A 24,483-nucleotide genomic window follows, 5' to 3' on the forward strand; every position below is an offset into this window, starting at 1 on the left:
GGTGCGCGGGGCGGGTGGGGGAGTGCGCCGGGACGAGCCTGCCAGGACGGCGGCGGATTGTCAGGAGCGCGACAAGCCATCGCCGTGCGATATGCCGCGCGCGATGCCGCCCCGGCGGCCGGACCACCGGCCCCCTTCGGTCAGGCGGCCACGCCGTCCAGGCTCTCCTCACCCTCGACGAACGTGCGCACCACCTCGATGTCCCCGATGCGCCCCGGGTCCACCTTCCTCGGGTCGTCGCCGAGGACCACGAGGTCGGCGCGCTTGCCGGGGGAGATGCTGCCCGCGTCGCCCTCCCAGCGGCAGGCGTACGCGGCGTCGGCCGTGTACGCGCGCAGCGCCTCATCCACGCTCATCGCCTCCTTGGGGCCGATGAGCCGGCCCGAGGCCGAGGCCCGCTCGACCATGAACTGGACGGCCCGCAGCGGCGAGCCGTCGGCGACGGGCCGGTCCGAGCTGCCCGCGAGGCGCACGCCGTGGTCCAGGAAGCCCTGCCCCCGGTACATCCACGGCGCCCGCTCGGGCCCCATGATCGTGGCGTAGTCGTCGCCGAAGTACCGCAGGAAGCTGGGCTGGACGACGGCGATCGCCCCGAGCTCGGCGAAGCGGGCGAGCTGGTCCGGGCGGACGAGCCCGGCGTGCTCGACGCGGTGGCGGGCGTCGGCGCGCGGCTTGGCGCGGCGGGCCGCGGCCAGGGCGTCCAGGGCGAGGTCGACGGCGCGGTCGCCGATCGCGTGCACCGCGAGCTGCCAGCCGGCCCGGTGGCCCTCGACGATGGTCTCCGTGAGCAGCTCGGGGTCGGCCTGGAGCTGCCCCCTTGACGTGCTGCCCGCGTACGGCTCGGTGAGCGCGGCCGTGCGCGCCATCATGCCGCCGTCGGTGAACACCTTCAGGGCGCCGAGCGAGAGGCGGCCGTCACCGAAGCCCGTGCGCAGACCGAGGCCGAAGGAGCGCGTGGTGGTGTCCTCGGGCGCGGCCTCGACCGGACGCAGGGCGTCCGCCGCCACCATGAGCTGGACGCGCAGCGGCAGCCGCCCTGTCTCGTGGGCGAGCTGGAAGGCCGCGCCCTCAAGGGGGCTGTGCGCGAACAGCTCGCTGCCGATGCCCGCCTCGGCGCAGGCCGTGACGCCCTGGGAGCGGCAGACGCGGCCGGACTCCGCGACGGCGTCGGCCAGTTCGGCCAGCGTGTGCGGCGGGCGCAGGGCGAGGGCCGCCCCCATGGCGTCCTCCGCGAGGAAGCCGTCCGGGCTCGCGACGTGCGGCGGCAGCTCTCCGAGAACGGCCGAGTTCACCAGGCACGCGTGCCCGGAGATGTGCCCCAGGTACACCTTGCGGCCCGCGCTCACCGCGTCCAGGTCGGCGGCGGTCAGCGGCCGGTCGAGCGTGCGCTGGTCGTATCCACCCAAGCTCACCCAGCCGCCATCGGGCGCGGCCGTCACGGCGTCGGCCACGGCCCTGAGGATCGCGTCGACCCGCTTGCTGGGCGCGACGCTCGGCGCGCGTGCCTTGAGCCCGGCCCAGATGAGATGCACGTGGCTGTCGATGAAGCCGGGCAGGACCGTCGCGCCGTCGAGGTCCAGGACGCGCCGCGCCGGGAGCCCCGCGATGTCGGAGTCGAGCCCCACGACGCGGCCGCGCCAGATGCCGAGTTCCCGGGCGGTGGGGCGGGCCGGATCCATCGTGAGGATGGTGGCGTTGGTGATCCTGGAGCAAAGCACGAACAGATCCCTTCGGGGGAGTGAATCTTCGTCCTGCGCGAGCTATTGTTAGGTGAGGCTAGCCTAAGTTCTAACGGTGGTGGGTGGGGTGGACGAGAGACGGGTGGAACGTCGGCGCGCGGCTTGTGCGCACCGGCTCGAGGCCTGGGCCGATGGTGTGGTCGCGGGCCTCGACGCGCAAGAAGACGTCGAGCGGTCCTTATCGCATGCCCTGCGGGGCGACCCGAGCCTGCGCGAGGAGACCGCCGTGCGCCGCGCCGACGCGCTGCGCGCCGCCGCGCTCGGCCTCGGCCCCGCCGGGTGCGCCGTGGCGGCGGGCGTGTCCCCTCGGATGCTCGGCAACTGGCAGGAGCAGGACCCCGCCTTCGCGGCGGCCATGACGGCCGCGGCGGAGCTTGCGGAGCGGGAGCGCGAGCGGGCCGCCCGGGCGGAGGTCGCGGTTTCCGGGCTCAGTCCGGCCGCGCTGCGCGTGGTCCTCAAGGCCATAAGGGAGGGGTCCGTCCAGTCGGCGGCGGCCGCCCTCGGCGGCTGGTCCGAACAATCCTTTCTGCGGCTGCGCCGCAAGAGCCCGGAGGTCGCCGCCCTCCTCGCCGCCGCGCGCCGGGCGCGCACCAAGAAGGCGGACCGCCGCGGCCGCCCGCGGTTCGAGCGGGGATATCGCCTAGTGCGCGTAGATGAGGGCGATATGGGCGGTGATGCGGGCGCGAGGCGGGTCAACGGTGACGGCGCCGACGGCGGGGGCGCCCCGGGCGGCCCCGGCTCCACCGGCGGCACGGCCGCCACCTCTGGGGCGTAACGGCCTGGAGGCGGCGGAGCCGCTGGTTCACCCCTTTCACCCGTATATAGAGGGCTATGTGCACGCATGACAGCGCCGCCGCGCGGACCGGGATCCGCGCGGCGGCGTGTTCGGCCGGTCCCTGGCACCGAGGAGGCGGGATCGGCGCGTCGGGGTCAGGGGCGCTGGGTGAGGTACCCGCCCATGGCGGTGAAGTACTCGGCCGCGGACAGCTCGCGGCCGTCCTCGGTCCGTACGCGCGTGATGGCCAGGCCGTGGTTGCGGCCGGTGCGGGCGTCGGCCCCGGCGACGATCACCACGCCCTCGCCCTCGCGGTAGAAGATACGGCCGGGCGTGCCGCCGTAGCGGCCCTCCGAGACGACCGCGGCCACGACCTCCAGGCGCTTGCCCTTGTGGTAGGTGAAGGCGCTGGGGTACGGCTCCGACTGGGCGCGGACGAGGCGCTCCAGGTCCTGCGCCGGCCAGGTCCAGTCGATGCGGATGTCCTCGGTGGCGCGCTTGTGGAAGAAGGTCGCCTGGGAGCGGTCCTGCTTGGTGAACTCCGTCTCGCCGGAGGCGATCAGGTCGAGCGCGCCGGTGGTGACCGGGGCGATGAGGTCGACCGTCTTGTGGAAGAGGTCGGTCGCCGTGTCCTTCGGGCCGACCGCCACGGCCTCCTGCCGGACGATGTCACCGGCGTCGAGCTCGTCGTTCATCATGTGCGCGGTGACGCCGACCTCGGTCTCGCCGTTGATCAGGGCCCAGATCAGCGGCGAGAAGCCCGCGTACTTCGGCAGCAGCGAGTCGTGGACGTTCAGCGTGCCGTGGCGCGGCAGGCCGAAGATGCGCGGGGGGATCCAGGTCCGCCAGTTGTTGGCCACGATGATGTCCGGGTCGGCCTCCTTGAGGCGCTCGAACAGCTCGTCGTCGTCGGGACGGTTGCGGATGAGGACCGGCACGTCGTGCGCCTCGGCGAGATCGGCGACGGAGTCGCTCCAGATCTTCTCGTAGGCGTGCTCGCTCTTGGGGTGCGTCACGACGAGGACCACGTCGTGCTCGGAGTCCAGGAGGGCTTGCAGGGTGCGGTGCCCCCAGGTCTGGTAACCGAACATGACGACCCGCATGGGGTTCCTCCTCAGAGCAGGGATTGACCGGCGGCAAGTAAAGCAAGGCTTACCTTGGTGTGCAATGGCCGCACGGGGTGCCGAAGTTGTCCGGTGCCGGTGCTCGCGCACGGCGACCGCCCCCTCGACCCGCGTACGAGTTTAGCTTAGGCTAGCCTAAGTGAAATGAGGAGGGGTCGGTCCGGGTGCCGACCGGTCGGGAGCCGCCGCCAGCTAGGGTGGCGGGCGCGCCGCAGCGCTCTGCCAGGGGACCAGGGCGGGGGCGGAGTCGTGGGTGCGTCCCTTGCCGGGCGCGAGGTGCCCCACAGGCCGTGCGTCCCCGCCCGAGCAAAGGGATAACGTACGTCGCATGGGCATAACTGCAGTTGAGCGCCTTGCGCCCACGGGTTCATCAGGTGCCCGCCGACGGCGGGTCGTGGGTCTGGGCGTGCTGGCGGCGGTCCTCGTGATCGCGGCGGCCGCGTCCCTCGCCGTCGGTGCGCGCGCGTTGAGCCCCACCGAGGTGTGGCACGGCCTCTTCGCCTCGCCGGACGCCGATCAGCGGCTCAATGAGATCAGGCTCATCGTGCAGACCGTACGGGTGCCCCGGACGGTGCTCGCGATCGTCGCGGGCATCGCGCTCGGCGTCGGCGGGGCGCTGATCCAGGGGTACACGCGCAACCCGATCGCCGACACGGGCCTGCTCGGCGTGAACGCCGGCGCTTCCTTCGCCGTGGTGTCGGCGATCGCCGTGTTCGGGTTCTCCAACCCCTTCCAGTACGTCTGGTTCGCCTTCCTGGGGGCGGCCGTCGCCGGGGTCGTCGTGTTCGGGCTCGCGAGCATCGGCAGGGGAGCGGGCAACCCGCTGACCCTCGCCCTCGCAGGGCAGGGCATCACGGTGTTCCTCACGGCCATGACCACCGCCATCGCCCTGTCGGACCAGAAGTCCCTGAACGCGCTGCGGTTCTGGAACTCGGGCTCGGTGTCCGGGGTCAAGTTCGAGGTCATCTGGCCCATCGCCGGATTCGTGGCGGTCGGCCTCACTCTCGCGGCGATCACGCTGCCCGCGCTCAACCTGCTCAACCTGGGCGACGACGTGGCGCGCGGCCTCGGCGTGAACATCGCGCTGAGCCGGACGATCGGCATCGCCGCCATCACCCTGCTCGCGGGCGCGGCGACCGCGGCGTGCGGTCCCATCGCCTTCCTCGGGCTCATGGTGGCCCACATCGCCCGCTACGTGACCGGCCCCGACTACCGCTGGCTGGTGCCGTACGCCGGTCTGCTCGGCGCCGTCGTGCTGCTGGTCTGCGACATCGTGGGGCGCGTCGTGGTGCGGCCGGGCGAGCTGGACGCGGGGGTCGTCGTCTCCCTGCTCGGCGCCCCGTTCTTCGCGGTGCTGGTGTGGCGTGGAAAGTTCAAGAGCGCGTGAACGGGGCGGACGTCGTGAACGGGACAGATGTGAAGTCGTCGGTGGCGCCGGGCATACGGATCGGCCAGGTGTCGTTCGTGTGGCGGCCGTGGGTCGCGTTCGTCACGCTGGTCCTCACGGTGGCGACCTTCGTGGTGTTCTGCCTGTCCATCAGCATCGGGGACTTCCCCGTCGACCTGTCCCGGGTGATCGCCACCATCTTCGGCCGGGGCGAACAGGTCGACGAGTTCGTGATCATGGATCTGCGGATGCCGCGCGCCCTCGCCGGGCTCGTCGTCGGCATCGCGCTCGGGGTGTCCGGCGCGCTCACCCAGTCCATCGCCCGCAATCCGCTGGCAAGCCCGGACGTCCTCGGCATCACGCAGGGCGCGAGCGCGGTCTCGGTGTTCCTGCTCACGGTGTCGGGCGGGGCGTCGGCGGCGGTCGTCGGCTCCGTGGGCCTGTCCGCGGCCGCGCTCGGCGGCGGCCTCCTGACCGGCCTGCTGGTGTACTTCATGGCCTGGCGGCGGGGGATCGACGGCTTCCGGCTCATCCTCATCGGCATCTCGGTGAGCGCGGTGATGGAGGCGATCACGACCTGGCTCCTGGTCAAGGCCGACATCAAGGACGTGGTCCAGGCGCAGTCCTGGCTCGTCGGCTCCCTGGACAACCGGTCGTGGGACGAGGTCTGGGTGGCGTTCTGGTGCACCCTCGCGCTCCTGGCCGTCGTCGCCTGCGTCGCCTTCCAGTTCAAACCCCTGCAGTTCGGCGACGACGTCGCCGCGGGCCTCGGCGTCCGCTTCCAGGCCGTGCGGGCGATCCTGCTCCTGTGTGCGGTCCTGCTGGCCGCCGTCGCGGTGAGCGCCGCGGGCCCGGTCCCCTTCGTGGCCCTGGTCGCGCCGCAGGTGGCGATGCGCCTCGCGCGCTGCCCCACGCCGCCCCTCGTGGCCTCCGGCATGGTGGGGGCGCTGCTCCTGATCGGCGCGGACCTGGTCGCGCGCGAGGCCCTGCCGATCACACTCCCGGTCGGCGTGGTCACCGCGGCGGTGGGCGGCCCCTTCCTCATCTACCTCCTGGTGCGGGCGAACCTCAAATAGCCTGATACAAAGGTGAGGCATACCTAAATGCGCAGAGGGGGGCTTGTGGTCACTCAGTACATCACCGAGATCGAGTCCGACGTCGACGACGCCGCACGGCTCACGGCCAGGGGGGTCAGCGTCGGCTACGGCGCCAGGACCGTCATCGACGATCTCGACGTGGCGATACCGCCCGGGGTGATCACGACGATCATCGGCCCCAACGGCTGCGGCAAGTCGACGCTGCTGCGGACCCTGTCGCGGCTGCTCAAGCCGACCAAGGGGTCCGTCGTCCTCGACGGCGAGGACATCGTCCGGCTCAAGACCAAGGACGTGGCGAAGAAGATGGGCCTGCTGCCGCAGGCGCCCGTCGCGCCGGAGGGCCTGACGGTGTCGGACCTGGTGGCCAGGGGCCGCCACCCGCATCAGAGTTGGCTGCGGCAGTGGTCGTCGGACGACGCCGACGTCGTGGCGCGCGCCCTCGCCATGACCGGCGTGTCCGATCTGGCCGACCGGCCCGTCGACTCGCTCTCCGGCGGGCAGCGCCAGCGCGTCTGGATCTCGATGACCCTGGCCCAGGGCACCGACCTGCTCCTCCTCGACGAGCCGACGACGTATCTGGACCTGGCGCACGCGGTCGACGTGCTCGACCTCGTGGACGACCTGCACGAGTCGGGGTGCGCCGTGGTCATGGTCCTGCACGACCTCAACCTGGCCACGCGCTACAGCGACAACCTCGTCGTGATGAAGGACGGGACGATCCTGGCGCAGGGGCACCCGCGCGACGTCATCACCTCCGAGCTGCTGTACGAGGCGTTCGGGCTGCGCGCCAGGGTGATTGACGACCCGGTAGGGGACAGGCCCCTCATCGTGCCGATCGGCCGCACGCACGTGCAGCTGAACTGAACCGAGCCGAGCCGCGCCCGTGCCGGGCGGTCGACGGGCCCCCGGGCCCCGGCGCGCGGAAGTCCTCCGTGCGCCGTGTGGCCGCGCCCCCTCCCGTGTGGCGCGCCCTCGCACCTGCGCGCCCCCGGAGTGCCTTCGTGCCGCTCCGACCCGGCCCGACCTGCGGCGGGACCGCGTCCGCGCACGAGCGGCCCGACGGGCCCCGCGCACAGACAAGTTGAAAGTTAGGCTAGGCTTACCTCACAACCGCAAGGTAAGGTTTGGCTGCCCTGAGACAGGGGCGCACCGGACAGCGTGAAAGCAAGGGATCTCGGATGCATCTCCATCGAACGACGACCATGAGGCCCTGGCGGCGGATGGCGGCCGTGGTGTCCGCCGCGGCCCTCGGCGTCGGACTCCTCGCGGGATGTGGCTCGGACAAGTCGGACAAGGACAGCAACGACGCCGCTCCGGCTGCCGCCGCCGGCAAGTTCCCGGTCACCGTGGAGCACGCGTTCGGATCCACGAAGATATCGAAGGCCCCCAAGCGGGTCGTCACCGTCGGCTACACCGACGACCAGACCGTCCTCGCGTTCGGCACCAAGCCGGTCGGCATGACCGACCAGTACCCGAACCCGGCGGGCAAGTCCCCCGACATCAACACCCAGTGGCCCTGGGTGAAGGACAAGTGGGGCGACACCAAGCCCGAGGTCATCATGAAGAACGGTGACTCCGGCCCCAACTTCGAGAAGATCGCCTCGCTGCGGCCGGATCTGATCATCGCGGTGTACTCCGAGATCGACAAGGCCGCCTACGACAAGCTCTCCAAGATCGCCCCGACCGTGGGCCGCACCAAGGGCGAGAAGGAGCCGTTCAGCGCTCCGTGGCAGGACAACGCCCTGCACATCGCCAAGGCGCTCGGCCAGGCCGAGAAGGGCGAGAAGCTCGTCGACGGCATCCAGGGCAAGCTGGACGCCGCCAAGAAGGCGCACCCCGAGTTCGCCAAGAAGGACGCCGTCGCGCTGTCCTGGTACAAGAACTCCGTCGCGCCGTTCACCTCCACCGACGTGCGCGGCCGCCTGGTGACGGGCATCGGCTTCAAGTACCAGACCAAGATCGACAAGGTCGCGGACGGCAAGTTCTTCACCGTCCTGTCGCCCGAGCGCATCGACCTGGTCAACACCGACCGCATCTTCGTCATCAACGACAAGGCGGACATGAAGGCGCTCAAGAAGTCCGAGCTCTTCAGCAACCTGGACGCGGTGAAGAAGGGCAACGTCTCCTACCTGCTGGACAGCGAGGGCCCCGCGGTCGGCGCCGCCATCTCCCAGGGCACCCTGCTCTCCATGCCCTACGCCATCGACGAACTCGTCAAGTCGGTCGGCTAGGTGTGAGCACTACCGCTACGAGGGTCGCCCCGGCGACCCTGCGCACGGCGACCGGCCGCGAGGCCACCCGATGGGTCACCGCGCACTGCCGTGAGATCCCTTGGCTGACGACGGCCACCGTGCTCACCACGGTGGTCGGAGCAGCCCTCCAGGTGCTCCCGGTACTGCTGCTCGGCCGCGTGGTCGACGGGGTGGTCGAGGGCGAGTCGCGCTCGGTCCTGCTCACGGTCGGCGTGCTGATGGGGGCCGCCGCGCTGCTCGGCGCGGTGGCCACCGCGGTGTCGACGTACCTGATCGGGCGGCTCGGCGCGGATCTCCTCGCGCGGCTGCGCGAGGGCGCCGTCCGCGCGGTGCTCGGCATGCCGAGCGCACGGGTCGAACAGGTCGGCCGGGGAGACGTGTTGTCCCGGGTCGGTGACGACGTGGCCGTCCTCTCCAAGGGCATCCGCATGGCCATCCCCACGGTGTTCTCCGCGGGCGTCCTCGTCTTCATCGCCACCGTCGGCATGTTCGGCCTCGACTGGCGGCTCGGCCTGGCGGGCGCGGGCGCGCTGCCCGCCTACGCCCTCGCCCTGCGCTGGTACCTGCCCCGGTCCGCCCCGCTCTACAAGAAGCAGCGGGTGGCCCAGGCCGACCGCGCACAGGCGCTCATCAGCGGCCTGAACGGGATCGACACGGTCCGGGCGTACCGCCTGGAGGACTCCGTCCGCGAGCAGGTCACCCACGAGTCGTGGCGCGTGCGCAACTACGGCATCGAGGTGTTCCGGTTCTTCGGCCGCTTCGTCGGCAGGGAGAACCGCGCCGAGTTCATCGGCCTCGTCCTGATCCTCGTGGTCGGGTACGCCCTCCTGGAGGCCGACGCCGCGAGCCTGGGCGAGGTGGCGGCGGCCCCGCTGATGTTCCACCGCCTCTTCACCCCGCTGGGCGCCATCATGTTCACCTTCGACGAGGCGCAGAAGTCGGGCGCGAGCCTGACCCGGCTCGTCGGTGTCCTCGGCGAGCCCGCGGAGGAGCGCCTCGTCGGCGACGCGGGCGTCACCCCGGCGGACACCACGCCGCACCCAGTGACGGTGCGAGGCCTCACGTTCAGCTACCCCGACACCGAGCAACCGGTCCTGAAGGACGTCGACCTGACGATCCCCGCCGGTGGTTCGCTCGCCCTCGTCGGCGCGACGGGCGCGGGCAAGTCGACCCTGGCCGCGCTGATCGCGGGCATCGGAACCCCCCAGGCCGGATCGGTGCGCATCGGCACCACCGACCTCGCCGGTCTGGACGAGGCCGGAGCGCGCGCGTTGGTGAGCATCCTGACGCAGGAGACCCATGTGTTCTCCGGCCCGCTCGCCGACGACCTGCGCCTGGCCGCGCCCGAGGCCACCGACGCCGAGCTGATGGACGCACTGCGCACGGTCGGCGCCGACGGCTGGGTCGAGGCCCTGCCCGAAGGCCTCGACACCTTGGTCGGCGAGGGCGGCGAGCGCCTGGACGTCACCAAGGTCGCCCATATCGCCCTGGCCCGCCTGGTCCTCGGCCGCTCGCCGGTGGTCGTGCTCGACGAGTCGACCGCGGAGGCGGGCAGCGAGGGCGCCGCCGAGCTCGAGCGGGCCGTGCGCGCCGCGTGCGCGGGCCGGACCACGCTGTTCGTGGCGCACCGCCTGACGCAGGCCATGGCGGCCGACCGCATCGCCGTCCTCGACGCGGGCCGCGTCGTGGAGCTGGGCACCCACGACGAACTGGTGGCCCTGGGCGGCCGGTACGCGCGGCTGTGGCAGGCGTGGCGAGAAGGTAGTTAGGCAACCCTCACCGTGGTCAGGACACCCCTGACCACGGTCAGGTCACCGTTCGTTCCTTGGAAGGAAACGCTGAGTCTTCGATGAACGCTGAGTCTTCGACGATGGAACCGGGCGCTCGTCGCGTACGGCTCTCTCCCGCGGCCCTGGCCGACGTACGCCGTCGAACGGGCGACCACTCCGACCGGACCATCGCCGAAGCGTGCGCCATCGGTCTCTCGTACTGGGCGACGGGCCAGGGCCCCGACGGCATCGACCTCACCGCGGGCACGCTCTTCGCCGACGTCCTCGCATGGGTCGACAACGGCGGCCTCGCGCCGACCGGCTGGGAGGCCGCCGCGGACGGCCGGAGCATCGCCGTCCCCGAGGACGTCGCACTCGCCGACGCGCAGCTCGCGCTCGACGACCTGGCCGACTTCCCGGACCGGCCGCTCGGCTCCATCGGCCCGTCCAGCGTCACGGCCCGCCTCGAAGCGCTGGCCGAGTGGAACGACACCCGGGCCGACCGGGTCCGCCCGACCATCGTGGAGATGTTCCTCGAGCAGGCGCGGACCCGGCCGGACGCCGTCGCCATCGTCGATGAGCACCGCTCGCTGACCTACGGCGAGGCGGCCGAGCTGTCCAGCCAGCTCGCCCACCACCTGATCGAGCGCGGCCTCGGCGCCGAACAGGTCGTCGGCATCTCGCTCGGCCGCTCCGCCGAGATGGTCATCGGGCTGCTCGGCGTGCTCCAGGCGGGCTGCGCGTTCGTCCCGCTCGACCCGCAGTGGCCCGCCGCGCGCCGCGCCGTCGTCATCGCCGACGCCCGCGTCGTGCTCCAGCTCAACGACTCCGGCGCGCACGACCCGAGCGAACCGGACGCCGTCGCCGTCGACCTCGGCGACTGGGCGTACGGCTCCTACCCCGCGGGCGGCACCGGGATCACGGTCCTCGGCGACGCCCTGGCATACGTGATCTTCACGTCCGGCTCGACCGGACGGCCCAAGGGCGCGATGATCCGGCACGAGGCGATCAGCGAGCGCCTGCTCTGGCAGGTCGGTGAGATCCTGGGCTTCGGGCACGACGACGCGTCCCTCTTCAAGGCGCCGCTGTCCTTCGACATCTCCATCAACGAGATTTTCCTGCCGCTGGTGTGCGGCGGCCGCCTCGTGGTCCTGCGGCCCGGCGGCGAGCGCGACCCGCACCACCTGCTCGGTGTCATCGCCGAGCAGCGCGTCACCTTCACGTACCTGGTGTCGTCCATGCTGGACGTGCTCCTTGAGATAGCGGGCGACTCCGGGCGCCTGGACAGCCTGCGGCACGTGTGGTGCGGCGGCGAGGTGCTCACCCCGGAGCTGTACGAACGGTTCCGCACCCGGCTCGACATCCCCATGTACCACGGCTACGGCCCGGCCGAGACGACGATCGGCGTCTCGCACGTCATCTACCGGGGCGAGGCCGAGCGCCTGTCGACGTCGATTGGCAAGGCCAACCCCAACACCCAGCTGTACGTCCTCGACGACGAGCTGCGCCCGGTGCCGGTCGGCGTCGGCGGCGAGCTCTACGTGGGCGGATTCCTGCTGGGCCGCGGCTACGTCAACGCCCCCGGTCTGACGGCGTCCCGGTTCGTGGCGAACCCCTTCGCCGCCGACGGGTCCCGCCTCTACCGGACCGGCGACCTCGCCCGGTTCGCCCCCGACGGCTCCCTCGACTTCCTCGGCCGGGCCGACAACCAGATCAAGATCCGCGGCATGCGCCTGGAGATCGAGGACGTCGAAGCCGGCCTCGCCGAGCACCCCCGCGTGCGGCACACCTGCGTCGTCGCGAAGAAGAACGCGGCGGGCGGCACCTACCTCGTCGGATACGTGATCCCGGCCGCCGGGAGCGAGGACCTGCGGGCCGACGACGTCAAGGCGTGGGCCACCGCGCACATGGTCGAGTACATGGTGCCCGCCCACGTCGTCGTGATGGCGGAGTTCCCGCTCACCGCGAACGGCAAGCTCGACCGCAACGCCCTGCCGGAACCCGTGATCGGCACCGGCGCGCTTCTCGCACCCGCCACCGAGAACGAGCGCGTGGTGTGCGCGACGGTCGCGGCGCTCCTCCAGCTCGACGAAGTAGGCGCCGACCAGGACTTCTTCCAGCTCGGCGGCGACAGCATCCTGGCGATCTCGCTGCTCAGCGCGCTGCGCGACGCGGGCCTGTTCGTCACGGCACGGCAGATCTTCAGCAACAGCGTCCTCGGCGCCCTCGCCGCGGTGGCCAGCCGTGAGGACGTCGCCACCGTGGACCACGGCGATACCGCGACCGGCGCCGTCGTGGGCTCGCCCATCGTGCAGTGGCTCGGCGAGACCACGGACGCCGTCGACGGCTTCGTGCAGTCCGTCGTCCTCAACACCCCGGCGGACCTGACCGCCGACACCCTCGACGCGATCCTCGCCGCCGTCGTCGGCCGCCACGACATGCTGCGCGCCAGGCTGGTGCGCGGCGAGCGCTGGAGCTTCGACATCCCCGAGGCCGACCGGGCCACCGCGGACTGGCAGGAGAGCGACCGGCCCCTGGAGGAGTGCGTCGCGCTCGCCACCGAGGGCCTGGACCCGGCGGACGGCGTGATGCTCCGCGCCGTCTGGCGCCGCGCGGCACGACAGCTCGTCCTGGTCGCCCACCACGTGGTGATCGACGGCGTGTCCTGGCGGGTCCTCATGGAGGACCTGGCCACGGCGTGGCGGCAGAGCACCGAGGGCAAGGCCCTCGAACTGCCCCCGGTGGGCACCTCGTTCCGGCGCTGGACACAGCTCCTGGACCGCGCCGGGTTCGAGGCGGACCGCGCCTACTTCCAGCGGCCCCTGCCGGCCGTCGACGAGCCGGTCGGCAGGCGCGCCCTGTCCGACGCCGACACCGTGGCACGGGAGCGAATACGCACCGTCTCCGTCGACGCCGAGGTCACCGCCGCGCTCCTCGGCGAGATACCCGCGAAGTTCCACGCGGGCGTCAACGACGTCCTCCTCACCGGGCTCGCCGTCGCCCTCGCCCGGTGGCGCCGCGACCTCGGACAGGACCAGACGTTCGCCCACATCGAGCTGGAGGGCCACGGCCGCGAGGGCCAGTTCGTCGCCGACGCCGTCGGCTTCGAGCCCGACCTGTCGCGCACCGTGGGCTGGTTCACCACCCTGTTCCCGGTGACCGTGGACCCCGGCGCCGCGCCCGACCCGACCGCGCCCGCCCACCTCGCCGCCGCGCTCAAGGCGGTCAAGGAGGACCTCGCCCGGGTGCCGAGCAACGGCGTCTCCTACGGCGCCCTGCGCTACCTGGCCGACACCGCCTTCGACGCGCCCGCGCCGCAGGTCCTCTTCAACTACCTCGGCCGCTTCGACGCGGGCGCCGCCGGGGACTGGCAGCTCGCGCACACCACCGGGCAGCTCGGCGAGAAGCGCGACCCCGCCATGCGCCTGCCGCGCGCCCTGGAGTTCAACGCGATCGCCGAACCCGCCGCGAGCGGCGAGTACGAGCTGGTCACCACCATCTCCTGGCCCGACGGGATGTTCACGGACCAGGACATCACCACCATCGGCGGCTACTTCCAGGAGGCCCTCGCGGGCCTCGCCGCGCTCGACGAGGGCGGCCACACGCCCAGCGACTTCGGACTCGTGCCCCTCACCCAGGCCGACGTCGACGCCCTGGACGGCCCGGCGCTGCGGGACGTCCTGCCGCTGACCCCGCTCCAGGAAGGCCTGTACTTCCACTCCGTCTTCGACGACGACTCGGCGGGCGCCTACGTCGAGCAGCAGCTCCTCACCCTGGACGGCGAGGTGGACGCCGACCGGCTCGCGGCGGCGGCCACCCGGCTGCTCACGCTGTACCCCAACCTCGCCGCGCGCTTCGTCGCGCTCGCCGACGGACGGGTCGTCTCCGTCCTGGACAGCGGCGTGGAAGCGCCCTTCACCACCCTGGAGCGGCCCGGCATCACCGACGCCGAGATCCGCGCGTACGCGGAGGAGGACCGGCGGGCGGGCTTCGACCTGGCCACCGGGCCGCTGATGCGCTACACGCTCATCCGCGCGGGCTCCGGCCGCACCGGCCGTACTGTCCTCGTACAGACCGTGCACCACATCATCGCCGACGGCTGGTCGGTGCCGCCGATGCTCCGCGCGCTCCTCGCCGAGTACCACGCGCCCGGCACCGTCTACCCGCTCGGCGGCTTCGCCGACTACGTGCGCTGGCTCGACGCGCGTGACGACGACGAGAGCGACCGGGTCTGGCGCGAGGAACTCGCCGAGCTGCCCGCCGCCTCCCTCGTCGCCGAGGGGCACACCCCCTCCGAGCGGTTCGCCGACACCGTCGTGGAACCGCAGGAGGACATCGACGCCGCCGTCCGCTCGGCGGGCGTGCCGCTGAGCGTGGCCGTGCACAGCGCCTGGGCGATCACCCTCGGCGGCATCCTGCACGGCAACGACGTCGTGTTCGGCTCCACCGTCTCCGGGCGCGACGCGGACGTGCCCGGCATCGAGGACATGGTGGGCCTGTTCATCAACACCATTCCCGTGCGCGCCCGCTGGACCGGTGACACCACCGCCCGCGACCTGCTCGCCGCGGTGCGCGAACACCAGAGTGCGGTCCTGCCGCACCAGCACGTCTCGCTGGCCAGGATCGGCCGCCAGACCGGCTCCGGCTCCCTGTTCGACACCCTGGTCGTCTTCGACGTCGCGACCGACGTCGAGGCCCTGCGGCGGCCCGACGACACCCTCGTCATCGCCGACATCGTGAACGAAGGCGCCCCGCACTACCCGCTGACGCTGGTGGTGGAGCGCGCCCTCGACGGCCGGCCCCGCTTCAACCTCATCTACGACGGCGCGCTCCTCGGCGAGGCGACCGCGCAGACGATCCTGGGCGCCTTCACCCGGACCCTCACCGGCCTGCTCACCCGCCCGGACGCCCTGGTCGACGACCTGGCCTCCGCGAGCGACCGCACTCAGGACCCGGTCACCCCGACGACCCTGGGCGCCCTCTTCGACGCCGCCGCGCTCCGCGACCCCGACGCCACCGCCGTCACCCAGTGCGGTCTCGACGGCGACACCAGGTCGCTGACCTACGGCGAACTGACGACAGCCAAGGACGCCCTGGCCGCGACCCTGCGCGCCGCCGGAGTCGGGCCGGGCAAGCGTGTCGCCGTCGCGGTGCCGCGCTCCGTCGAGCAGGTCGTCGCCCTGGTCGCCATCGTCAGCGCGGGCGGCGCGTACGTGCCCCTGGACCTGGCGTACCCGGACGACCGCCTGGAGTACGTCCTCGCCGACGCCGCCCCGCAGGTCGTCCTCGTGGACGCCGACCAGCGGGACCGCTTCACCGGCCTCCTCGCCCGCGCCGGAGTCCCGGCCCGCGTGCTCGTCCAGGGCGACGAGCTGCCGCAGGCCCCGGCAGGACCCGCGCCCGAGGCCCACTGGCACGACCCCGCGTACGTGATCTACACGTCCGGTTCGACAGGACGGCCCAAGGGCGTCGTCGTCCCGCACTCCAGCGTGGTGACGCTGCTCGCGAACACGCGGGCCGACATGGACTTCGGCCCCGACGACGTGTGGGTGCAGTTCCACTCCTACTCCTTCGACTTCGCGGTCTGGGAGCTGTGGGGCGCCCTCGTGCACGGCGGTGAACTCCTCGTGCCCGAGTACGGCCTGACCCGCTCCCCGGTCGACTTCCACCGCCTGGTCCGGGAGCGCGCGGTGACCGTGCTCAACCAGACCCCGTCGGCCTTCTACCAGTTCGTCGAGGCCGACCGGCTCGCCGACGAGCCGGTCACCGCGCTGCGCCGGATCATCTTCGGCGGCGAGGCCCTGGACCTCGGACGGCTCCGCGGCTGGGTCGAGCGGCACGGCACCGCCGCGCCCGAGCTCGTCAACATGTACGGCATCACCGAGACCACCGTCCACGTCACCCACCGGGTGCTCACCGCCGAGGACTTCGGCGCCGGCGACGACGTCAGCCCCATCGGCGGTCCGATCCCCGGCCTGGCGACCTATCTGCTCGACGACCGGCTCCGGCCGGTGCCCCCGGGCCGCGTCGGCGCCATCTACGTCGCAGGCGACCAGGTGTCGCTCGGCTACCTGGGGCGGCCCGGGCTCACCGCGGGCCGGTTCGTGGCGGACCCCTTCGCCGCCGACGGCTCCCGCATGTACCACACGGGCGACCTCGCACGCCGCACGCTCGACGGCGAGCTGGAGTTCGCGGGCCGCGCCGACGACCAGGTGCAGCTCAAGGGCTTCCGCATCGAGCTCGGCGAGGTGGAGTCCGCGGTCAGGGAGCTCGACGGCGTCATCGACGCGGCCGTCACCGTGGCGGACACCGGCGACCACCTGGTCGCGCACGTCGTGGGCCGTGTGCCCGGCGACTTCGCCGCGCTCCTGGCCACGAAGCTGCCCGTGCACATGGTGCCGGGCCGGGTCCTGGAACTCGACGCGCTGCCGCTGACCGTCAACGGCAAGCTCGACCGCAAGGCCCTGATCGCCCGCGCCGCCGAGGACGACACGCCGGCGGACACGGGCGCCGCGCGGAGCGGTGCCCCGTCGGGCGGTGCCGTGCTCGCCACCCTCGTCGACCTCTTCGCCGAGACGCTGCCCGGCTCCGCAGTGGACGGTGACACCGACTTCTTCAAGGCCGGGGGCGACAGCATCGTCGCCATCACCCTGATCAACCGCGGCCGGGCGCTCGGTCTGCACTTCGCGCCCCGCGACGTGTTCCTGTTCCGGACGCCGCGCGCCCTCGCCGAGCACCTGGAGGCGCAGGCGCCGCGGGCCACGGCGGCCGCGGCCGCGCCCGCCCGCCGCGAGGACGGCCCGCTGACCCCGACGCCGATCATCCTGCGCCAGCGCGAACTGGGCGGCTCCCTCGCCCGGTTCGCCCAGGCCCGGACCCTGGTGGCGCCCGAGGGCACCGGCTTCGCCGACGCCGAGCGCGCCGCGAACGCCGTCGTCGCCGCGCACCCGGCCCTGCGCCTGTGCCTGCGCGCCGAGCACGGCGTGTGGACCCTGCGCACCGAACCGGCCCGCGACGTCACTGTCGTACGACCCGACGAGACCGCCGCGAGCGACGCGACGGCCGTGGCGAACGACGCCGCCGGACGCCTCGACCCCGCATCCGGGGACGTCATCGCGTTCGCCTGGCTGGAGGCCAGCAGGACCCTCGTCGTCACCGTGCACCACCTCGCCGTCGACTCGGTGTCCTGGCTCGTCCTCCTGGACGACCTGGCCACCGCGATGAAGGGCGCGGACCTGGCACCGCCCACCACGTCCTACGCCGAGTACGCCGAGGCCCTGACGCTGCGGTCCACGCAGACGCTCGACGGCCTCGGGCACTGGGTCGACACGCTCCGGGCGCCCGCCCTGCTCCCGGCGGCGGGCGAGCTGCGCGAGAGGACCGTCGTGCTCGCCCCCGAGACGAGCGACCGTGTGACGCGCACCGCGCCCGCCGCGCTCGGCGTCGACCTCACCGAGCTGCTGTGCGGCGCGCTGCGCACCGCGCTGACGCGGATCCAGGCCTCGCCCACCGACCTCGCGGTCGACCTGGAGCGGCACGGCCGGGTCCCGGTCGAGGAGCACCACGACTACACCCGCACCGTCGGCTGGTTCACCGCCATCGCGCCCGTGCGCCTGAGCGCGCACACCGACCCCGTCGCGGCGGCGCGCGAGGTCGCCGAGCGCCAGCCGGACGAGCACGGACAGCTCGCCTACGGCCAGCTCAGGTACCTCAACCCGCAGACGGCCCCGCTGCTCACCGCCCGCCCGCAGGTCCTCTTCAACTACCTCGGCCGGGGCAGCGAGTCCCAGGCGCTCCACCTCACCGGCGGCGACCAGGGCAGCCCCTACGCCGTCGAGGTCAACGCCTGGACCGACGCGGCCACCGGCAGCCTGCACGCGGCCTTCACCCTCGCCGACGGCGTTCCCGACGAGATCACCGAGCACTGGCTCGGCGCCCTCGAACACCTCGCGGACGCCGCCACGACGGCCGAGCGCACGGCACCGGTCACCCCCCTCCAGCGCGGCCTGTTCTTCCAGGCCCAGATGGCGGGCACGGCCGGACACTACGTCGCGCAGAGCTACTTCACCTTCGACCGGCGCCTGGACGCCGACGCGCTCGCCGGGGCGATGTCCTACGTGATGTGGCGCCACCCGGTCGTCGGCGCGGGCTTCGCCACCGACGACGACGGCAACCCGGTCCAGGTCCTCAAGGCGGCGAGCCGCCGCGTCGACGTCCGCACGGTCGACCTGGCGACGGACGCGGAGGTCGAGGACCTGCGCGCCCGGGACCGCGACACGGGCTTCGACCCGGCCGAGCCGCCGCTGATCCGCCTGACCGTGGTGCGCAGGCCCGACGGCGGCGACGGACTGCTCCTGAGCTACCACCTGCTGCTGTGGGACGGCTGGTCCCGCGAGATCGTGCTGCGGGACCTGTTCGACGCCTACGCGGCCCTCCGCGCGGGCGAGTCCCTCGACCCGGCCCCCGCCACGCCGAGCTTCGAGGACTACGCCAGGGCGCTCGACGCCAAGGACCCCGTCGTCTCCGAACGCTTCTGGGCGGAGCACCTGGCGGGCCTGTCGGGCCCGACGCTGCTCGCGGGAGCCGCGCCGGCCCTGTCGGACGACCTGCCGCACGCCCTCGTGCACACCCTCACGACCGAGCAGTCGGACCTGCTGCGGGACGCGGCCAAGGCACACGGCGTGACCTTGAACTCGCTCCTCACCGGCGCGTTCGGCCTGCTGCTCGGCGCCCACACGGGCCGCGCCGACGCCGTGTTCGGCGTGACCGTCTCCGGCCGTGACGGCGAGGGCCTGTCCGACATCGTCGGCGTGTTGCTCAACACCGTGCCCATGTGGACGCGGGCCCGCCCCGACGACACCGCACGGGACTACCTGGAGGCCGTGCAGCGGGCCCGGGTCGAGGCGATGGAGCACGAGCACGTCGGCCTCGGCGAGATCCAGCGCGCCAGCGGACACGACACCCTCTTCGACAACCTCTTCGTGCTCCAGAACTTCCTGGACATGGACGCGTTCGCCGCGATGAACTCCCGGCACGGCATCACCTCGGTCAAGGCCGACGACTCCACCCACTATCCGTTCACCTGGGTCGTGACGCCGGGCGACCGCCTGACGGTCAAGCTGGAGCACCGCGACGGCGACCCGGACAACGCCCGCCGTCTCCTCGGCGACTACGTGCGCGTCCTGGAGGACCTGGCCCGCTCGACCGGTCCCGTCGGCGCCCTGCCCGGCCTCGGCGAGGAGCCGCGGCCCGTGGAGCGCACGGACGTCGGCACGGACACGGTCGTCGACCGGTTCGACCGTGCCGCCGACCGGGATCCGCAGCGGGTGGCGCTCGTCGCCCACGGCGCGACCATGACGTTCGCCGAGCTGCGGGACCGCAGCCGCGCGGTGGCGGGCGTGCTCGCCGCCCGGAACATCGGCCCCGAGACGACCGTGGGTCTCGCGATCCCGCGCTCCCTCGACTCGATCGTGGCGCTGTTCGCCGTGCTGCGCGTCGGCGCCGCGTACGTCCCCCTTGAGCTCGACCACCCGGACGAGCGGATCGCCGCGATCGTCGACGACGCACGGCCCGAGGTGATCCTCACCGTGAGCGCCGTGGCGCCCCGGCTCACCGGCGACCTGATCGAGCTCGACCGCCCGCTGCCCCCGGCCGAGCCGTACGTGACGTTCGCGCCCGAGGACCCGGACCGGCTGCGGCACCCCGCGTACACGATCTACACCTCCGGTTCGACCGGAAAGCCCAAGGGCGTGGTGACCGAGTACGCCGGGCTCACCAACATGCTGGTCAACCATCAGCGGCGGATCTTCGAGCCGGTCCTCGCCGACCACGGCCACCGGGTCTTCCGGATCGCCCACACCGTGTCGTTCGCGTTCGACATGTCGTGGGAGGAGCTGCTGTGGCTCGCCGACGGGCACGAGGTGCACATCTGCGACGAGGAGCTGCGCCGGGACGCGCCGCGCCTGGTCGAGTACTGCCTGGAGCACGGGATCGACGTCATCAACGTGACCCCCACCTATGCGCAGCAGCTGGTGGCCGAGGGCCTGCTCGACAAGCCGGAACGGCGCCCGGCCCTGGTGCTCCTCGGGGGCGAGGCCGTCACCCCGACGCTCTGGCAGCGGCTCGCCGAGACCGAGGGAACGGTCGGCTACAACCTCTACGGACCCACCGAGTACACCATCAACACCCTCGGCGTCGGCACCTTCGAGTGCCAGGACCCGGTGGTGGGCGTGGCCATCGACAACACCGACGCGTACGTCCTCGACCCGTGGCTGCGGCCGCTGCCGGACGGCGTACCCGGTGAGCTGTACGTGGCGGGCATCGGCATCGCCCGCGGCTACCTCGGGCAGTACGCCCAGAGCGCGCACCGCTTCGTCGCGTGCCCGTTCGGGGCGCCCGGCCAGCGGATGTACCGCACCGGCGACCTGGTGGTGCGGCGGCCCGACGGGAACCTGATGTACCTGGGCCGCACCGACCAGCAGGTCAAGATCCGCGGGCACCGCGTCGAACTCGGCGAGGTCGAGGCCGCGTTCGCCGCGCACCCGGCGGTGCGCTTCGCGGCCGCGGTCGCTCAGCCCGACCCGCAGGTCGACGGCGCGTACCGGCTCGCCGCGTACCTCGTCCTCGACGGCGCGGACCTCGCGGCGGTGGCGGCCGAGGTGGGCACGGGTCTTCCGGACTTCCTGCGCCCGACGCACTATGCCCAGGTCGACAGCATCCCGTTGACGGTGAACGGGAAGGCGGACACCAAGGCGCTGCCGGAGGCCAAGCCGCTCGGCGCGCTGACCACGGCGACGGAGCGGCGTCCGGAGACCGAGACCGAGACCCTGGTGTGCGAGTACTTCGCCGAAGCACTCGACCTGGATGATGACGAGGTGAGCGCAGTGAGCGACTTCGTGTCCCTCGGAGGGCACTCCATGCTGGCGGTGCGGCTCAACGGGCTGCTCCGCCGCGAGTTCGGACCTGTGATCACCATCCGCGACCTGTTCACCCTACGAACCCCCGAAGCGATTGCCCGCCACCTCGATGACCACTCCTGAAAAGCAGCGGCCCCGCCCCGGGGCAGACATCCTGCGCACCGCGCTGCGCCGCAACGTCGGCGCCATGGCCGCCGGTACCGTCCTCATGGGCCTGTACCAGGCCGGTGAGACCGCCTTCCCGATCGCGCTCGGCCTGATCGTCGAGCACACGATGAGGGACCGGAGCCTCGGCGCCCTCGGCCTGTCCATCGGCGCGCTCGCCGTGATCATCACGACGGTCTCGCTGTCGTGGCGGTTCGGCATGCGCGTCCTGCAGAAGGCCAACACCACCGAGGCGCACCGCTGGCGCGTGAAGGTCGCGTCCTGCGGCCTCCAGCCGGTGGCCAGGGACGTCGACCTCAAGTCCGGCGAGGTGCTCACCATCGCCACCGAGGACGCCGACCAGACCGCCGACATCGTCGAGGTGGTGCCGCTGCTGATCAGCTCCCTTGTCGCGGTGGTGGTCGCGGCGGTCGCCCTCGGCCTCGCCGACTTCCGGCTCGGCCTCCTGGTGGTCGTGGGCACGGTCGCGATCCTGTCGGTCCTGAGCGTGATGTCGAAGCGGATCGGCTCCAGCACCCAGGAGCAGCAGGCCCGTGTGGCGCGGGCGGGTGCGAAGGTCGCCGACCTGATCACAGGGCTGCGCCCGCTGCACGGCTTCGGCGGCAACCACGCGGCGTTCCGGTCCTACCGGAAGGTCAGCACGGAGGCGAAGCACCAGGCGATCACTGTCGCCCGGGTGAACGGCGTGTACGCGGGCACCGCGCTGGCCCTCAACGCGATCCTCGCCGCCGCCGTGTCCATCACGGCCGGGTGGCTGGCGTTCGAGGGGCAGATCACCATCGGGGAGCTCGTGATGGCCGTGGGCCTCGCGCAGTTCATCATCGAGCCGCTCAAGATGTTCTCTGAGATGCCCAAGTACGTGATGATCGCGCGCGCCTCGGCCGCCCGCATGTCCCTGGTGCTCTCCGCCCCGCCGCTGTCGACGCCGGGCCCCGGCCGCCCGGCCCCGGGCGGCGACCTGGAGGTGGACTGCGTCCGCTACGGCTCGCTGCGCAAGCTGAAGTTCCAGGTGGCGGCGGGTGAGTTCGTGGCGATCGCGCCCTATCAGCCGCGCGGCGCGGCCGACCTCGCGTCGGTCCTCGCCGTGAAGGTCCCGCCGCACGCGTACGACGGCGTGGTGCGGGTCAGCGGCCAGGAGGTCGCGGACCTGTCGATGGAGTCCGTGCGCGAGCACATCCTGGTGAACCCGTACGACGGGGAGATCTTCGCGGGCACCCTGCGCACGAACATCGACCCGTCGGGCACCAGCCGCCGCGTCGACGAGGCCGTCGAGGCGTCGATGCTGACCGACGTCGTCGCCCTGCACCGCGACGGCCTCGACTACACCGTCCGTGACCGCGGCGCGAACCTCTCCGGCGGGCAGCGCCAACGCCTTTCCCTGGCGCGGGCCCTGGCCGCCGACACCGAGGTCCTGGTCCTGCACGACCCGACGACGGCTGTCGACGCGGTCACCGAGCAGCTCATCGCGCGCAACGTGGCGAAGGCGCGCAGGGGCCGCACCACCATCGTGATCACCAGCAGCCCGGCCCTCCTGGACGCCGCCGACCGCGTGCTCGTCCTGGACGACGGCGTCATCACCGCCGAGGACACCCACCGGAACCTGCTCGCCACGGATGAGGGGTACTGCCTGGCCGTGGCGCGGTGACCTCATGACGCACTCAGCGGTTCCGGGGAGGTGGACGACCTCCCCGGAACCGCTGAGCCGTGTCCGGCCCGCCGCGTGCGGGCCGCCTTCGTCAGGTGATCAGCCGAGCGCCCAGGCGACGTCCCGGAGCAGCGCCTGCCGCCAGCCCGCGCGGTCGTGGCCCGCCGCCGACCGGGAGACCCGCACGGTCGCACCGGCCTGTTCGGCGAGGGTCTCGGTCAGCTCGCAGTGGGGCAGCATCCGCGCCTCGTGTTCCCCCACGTCGAACGCGACCCGCAGGCCGGTCAGGTCGGGGCGCTCCCGCAGGCGCGCGGCGACGGCGCCGCCGACCGGGCCGCCGAGCGGGTCCGCCGTGTCCAGGGCCTCGGGCGTCCACCAGAACGACCCGGACTGGCAGGCGACGCGGGACACCAGGTCCGGGTACTCCAGGGCCGCGTACAGCGCGCTCAGGCCGCCGAGACTCTGCCCCGCGACCACGAGCCGGTCCAGGTCGGCGCGGACGCCGGACTCCGCGACCAGCGGCAGGAGTTCGTCGCGGACCGCCTCCCACAGCGCCGGCGCGCACCCGAACTCGGCCGCCCTGTCCTTGGCGGGGAGGAAGACGAGGGTGCAGGGCGGCATCTCGCCACTGGCGGCGGCCGCGTCGAACGCCGCCGCGGCCGGGTGCAGATACAGCCAGTCGTCCCCGTCGAGCAGGAGCACCACAGGGCCGCCGCCGTCCACGGCGTGCACGCGCACCGTGCGCCGCCCGCCGAGCCGTTCACTGGTCCAGCGCAGCCGGGTGCGGGGGAGGGGCAGGACGTCGTCGGGGCCGACGACGGGCCAGTGCGGCTGGTCCGGGGCGTCCGGGGTGGCGGCGATGGAGCGGTCGCCGCCCGCGCCGACCGGGTTGAAGGGATCGGCGTACGCCGCGTCGTCCGTGCGGAACTGATAGGTGACGCGCAGCCGCGCGGGCATGGGCACCGCGGCGTACCAGCAGTCCGTGTCGTCCCAGCGGCGCAGCGGCACCGGCTCCGACCAGCTCTCGAAGTCGAGGCTCGCGGGGGAGGAGCCGCGCCACAGGAACAGGGTCACCCAGCCGCCGTCGTCGGCGGGGACCGACACGGGTGCTCCGACAGCCGCCCAGAACGTGTCGCTGCCGGGCGCGCCGGGCAGTCCGAACTCGTCGAAGGTGTCGTCGATTCCGGCGGTGGCGCCGGAGGCAGGTTCCGTCACGACAGGACCGCTCCTTGTGAGAGGGATGGGGAAGGAATAGGCTAATCTTAATTAGGTGAGCCTAACCTAATCGTGGCGCGCCTCTCTCTTTCCGGCGCGTGCCGACGAGCTGATTCGCATGCTCGACGCGGCTGACGCCGGCCCGTCGATCCCGAGGAGACAACGAACATGAGCACCAACCCGTTTGACGATACCGAAGGCCGCTTCCTGGTCCTGACGAACGAGGAGGGCCAGCACTCGCTGTGGCCGTCGTTCGCCGAGGTCCCCGGCGGATGGACGGTCGTCTTCGCGGAGAACACGCGCGACGCCTGCCTGGAGTACGTCGAGTCCCACTGGACCGACCTGCGCCCCCGCTCCCTCGCCGCGGCCATGGACGCCTGACGAGGTCGAGCCGCTCGG

At 72.6% G+C, this 24,483-nt stretch carries 12 protein-coding genes; 9 read left to right on the top strand and 3 right to left on the bottom strand.

Features of this window, described 5'->3' with window-relative positions; all coding sequences use genetic code 11:
* Positions 1-140: 140 nt before the first annotated feature.
* Positions 141-1,718 carry an amidohydrolase gene (locus tag CP982_RS39190; RefSeq protein ID WP_150514845.1) on the bottom strand — a complete coding sequence of 526 codons (1,578 nt, stop codon included), beginning with the start codon at positions 1,716-1,718 and terminating at the stop codon, positions 141-143.
* Positions 1,719-1,806: 88 nt separating this feature from the next.
* On the opposite strand from CP982_RS39190, the gene CP982_RS39195 reads away from it, so the two are divergent.
* Complete coding sequence (locus CP982_RS39195; RefSeq protein ID WP_184924863.1) at positions 1,807-2,514, top strand: hypothetical protein; 708 nt, start codon at positions 1,807-1,809, stop codon at positions 2,512-2,514.
* Positions 2,515-2,669: 155 nt separating this feature from the next.
* Here CP982_RS39195 and CP982_RS39200 read toward each other — a convergent pair whose 3' ends face one another.
* Complete coding sequence (locus CP982_RS39200) at positions 2,670-3,617, bottom strand: methionyl-tRNA formyltransferase (protein WP_150514846.1); 948 nt, start codon at positions 3,615-3,617, stop codon at positions 2,670-2,672.
* A 349-nt stretch (positions 3,618-3,966) separates the two neighbouring features.
* On the opposite strand from CP982_RS39200, the gene CP982_RS39205 reads away from it, so the two are divergent.
* The 7 genes from CP982_RS39205 to CP982_RS39235 all read left to right on the top strand — a co-directional run bounded on the left by CP982_RS39205 (position 3,967) and on the right by CP982_RS39235 (position 22,869).
* Positions 3,967-5,025 (top strand): FecCD family ABC transporter permease, encoded by a 1,059-nt coding sequence (locus tag CP982_RS39205; protein ID WP_150514847.1) that lies wholly within the window; start codon positions 3,967-3,969, stop codon positions 5,023-5,025.
* Between the two features lie 14 nt (positions 5,026-5,039).
* Entirely contained in the window at positions 5,040-6,101 is a 1,062-nt protein-coding gene (locus tag CP982_RS39210; RefSeq protein WP_184924866.1) for a FecCD family ABC transporter permease, read from the top strand.
* Between the two features lie 45 nt (positions 6,102-6,146).
* Positions 6,147-6,986, top strand: coding sequence for an ABC transporter ATP-binding protein (locus CP982_RS39215; protein ID WP_150514849.1), 840 nt, complete (start codon positions 6,147-6,149; stop codon positions 6,984-6,986).
* Positions 6,987-7,300: 314 nt separating this feature from the next.
* Complete coding sequence (locus CP982_RS39220; protein WP_150514850.1) at positions 7,301-8,353, top strand: iron-siderophore ABC transporter substrate-binding protein; 1,053 nt, start codon at positions 7,301-7,303, stop codon at positions 8,351-8,353.
* Between the two features lie 2 nt (positions 8,354-8,355).
* Positions 8,356-10,143, top strand: coding sequence for an ABC transporter ATP-binding protein (locus CP982_RS39225; RefSeq protein ID WP_150514851.1), 1,788 nt, complete (start codon positions 8,356-8,358; stop codon positions 10,141-10,143).
* 80 nt (positions 10,144-10,223) lie between these two features.
* A complete protein-coding gene (locus CP982_RS39230; RefSeq protein WP_229879070.1) occupies positions 10,224-21,182 on the top strand; it encodes a non-ribosomal peptide synthetase in 10,959 nt (3,652 codons plus the stop codon).
* Complete coding sequence (locus CP982_RS39235) at positions 21,169-22,869, top strand: ABC transporter ATP-binding protein (protein WP_150514852.1); 1,701 nt, start codon at positions 21,169-21,171, stop codon at positions 22,867-22,869. The genes CP982_RS39230 and CP982_RS39235 overlap by 14 nt, the downstream gene beginning before the upstream one ends.
* A 99-nt stretch (positions 22,870-22,968) precedes the next feature.
* Here CP982_RS39235 and CP982_RS39240 read toward each other — a convergent pair whose 3' ends face one another.
* Positions 22,969-24,084, bottom strand: coding sequence for an alpha/beta hydrolase-fold protein (locus tag CP982_RS39240; RefSeq protein ID WP_150514853.1), 1,116 nt, complete (start codon positions 24,082-24,084; stop codon positions 22,969-22,971).
* Between the two features lie 168 nt (positions 24,085-24,252).
* Between CP982_RS39240 and CP982_RS39245 the strand changes: the two genes are divergently transcribed.
* Positions 24,253-24,465 (top strand): MbtH family protein, encoded by a 213-nt coding sequence (locus CP982_RS39245; protein ID WP_150514854.1) that lies wholly within the window; start codon positions 24,253-24,255, stop codon positions 24,463-24,465.
* The last annotated feature ends 18 nt before the right edge of the window (positions 24,466-24,483 follow it).

The organism is Streptomyces spectabilis (genome assembly GCF_008704795.1).
Classification (GTDB): Bacteria; Actinomycetota; Actinomycetes; order Streptomycetales; family Streptomycetaceae; genus Streptomyces; species Streptomyces spectabilis.

Coding starts and splice junctions, on each gene's coding strand:
- CP982_RS39200 (WP_150514846.1), bottom strand. CDS start 3,617: ATGCGGGTCGTCATGTTCGGTTACCAGACCTGGGGGCACCGCACCCTG.
- CP982_RS39230 (WP_229879070.1), top strand. CDS start 10,224: ATGAACGCTGAGTCTTCGACGATGGAACCGGGCGCTCGTCGCGTACGG.
- CP982_RS39245 (WP_150514854.1), top strand. CDS start 24,253: ATGAGCACCAACCCGTTTGACGATACCGAAGGCCGCTTCCTGGTCCTG.
- CP982_RS39205 (WP_150514847.1), top strand. CDS start 3,967: ATGGGCATAACTGCAGTTGAGCGCCTTGCGCCCACGGGTTCATCAGGT.
- CP982_RS39235 (WP_150514852.1), top strand. CDS start 21,169: ATGACCACTCCTGAAAAGCAGCGGCCCCGCCCCGGGGCAGACATCCTG.
- CP982_RS39220 (WP_150514850.1), top strand. CDS start 7,301: ATGCATCTCCATCGAACGACGACCATGAGGCCCTGGCGGCGGATGGCG.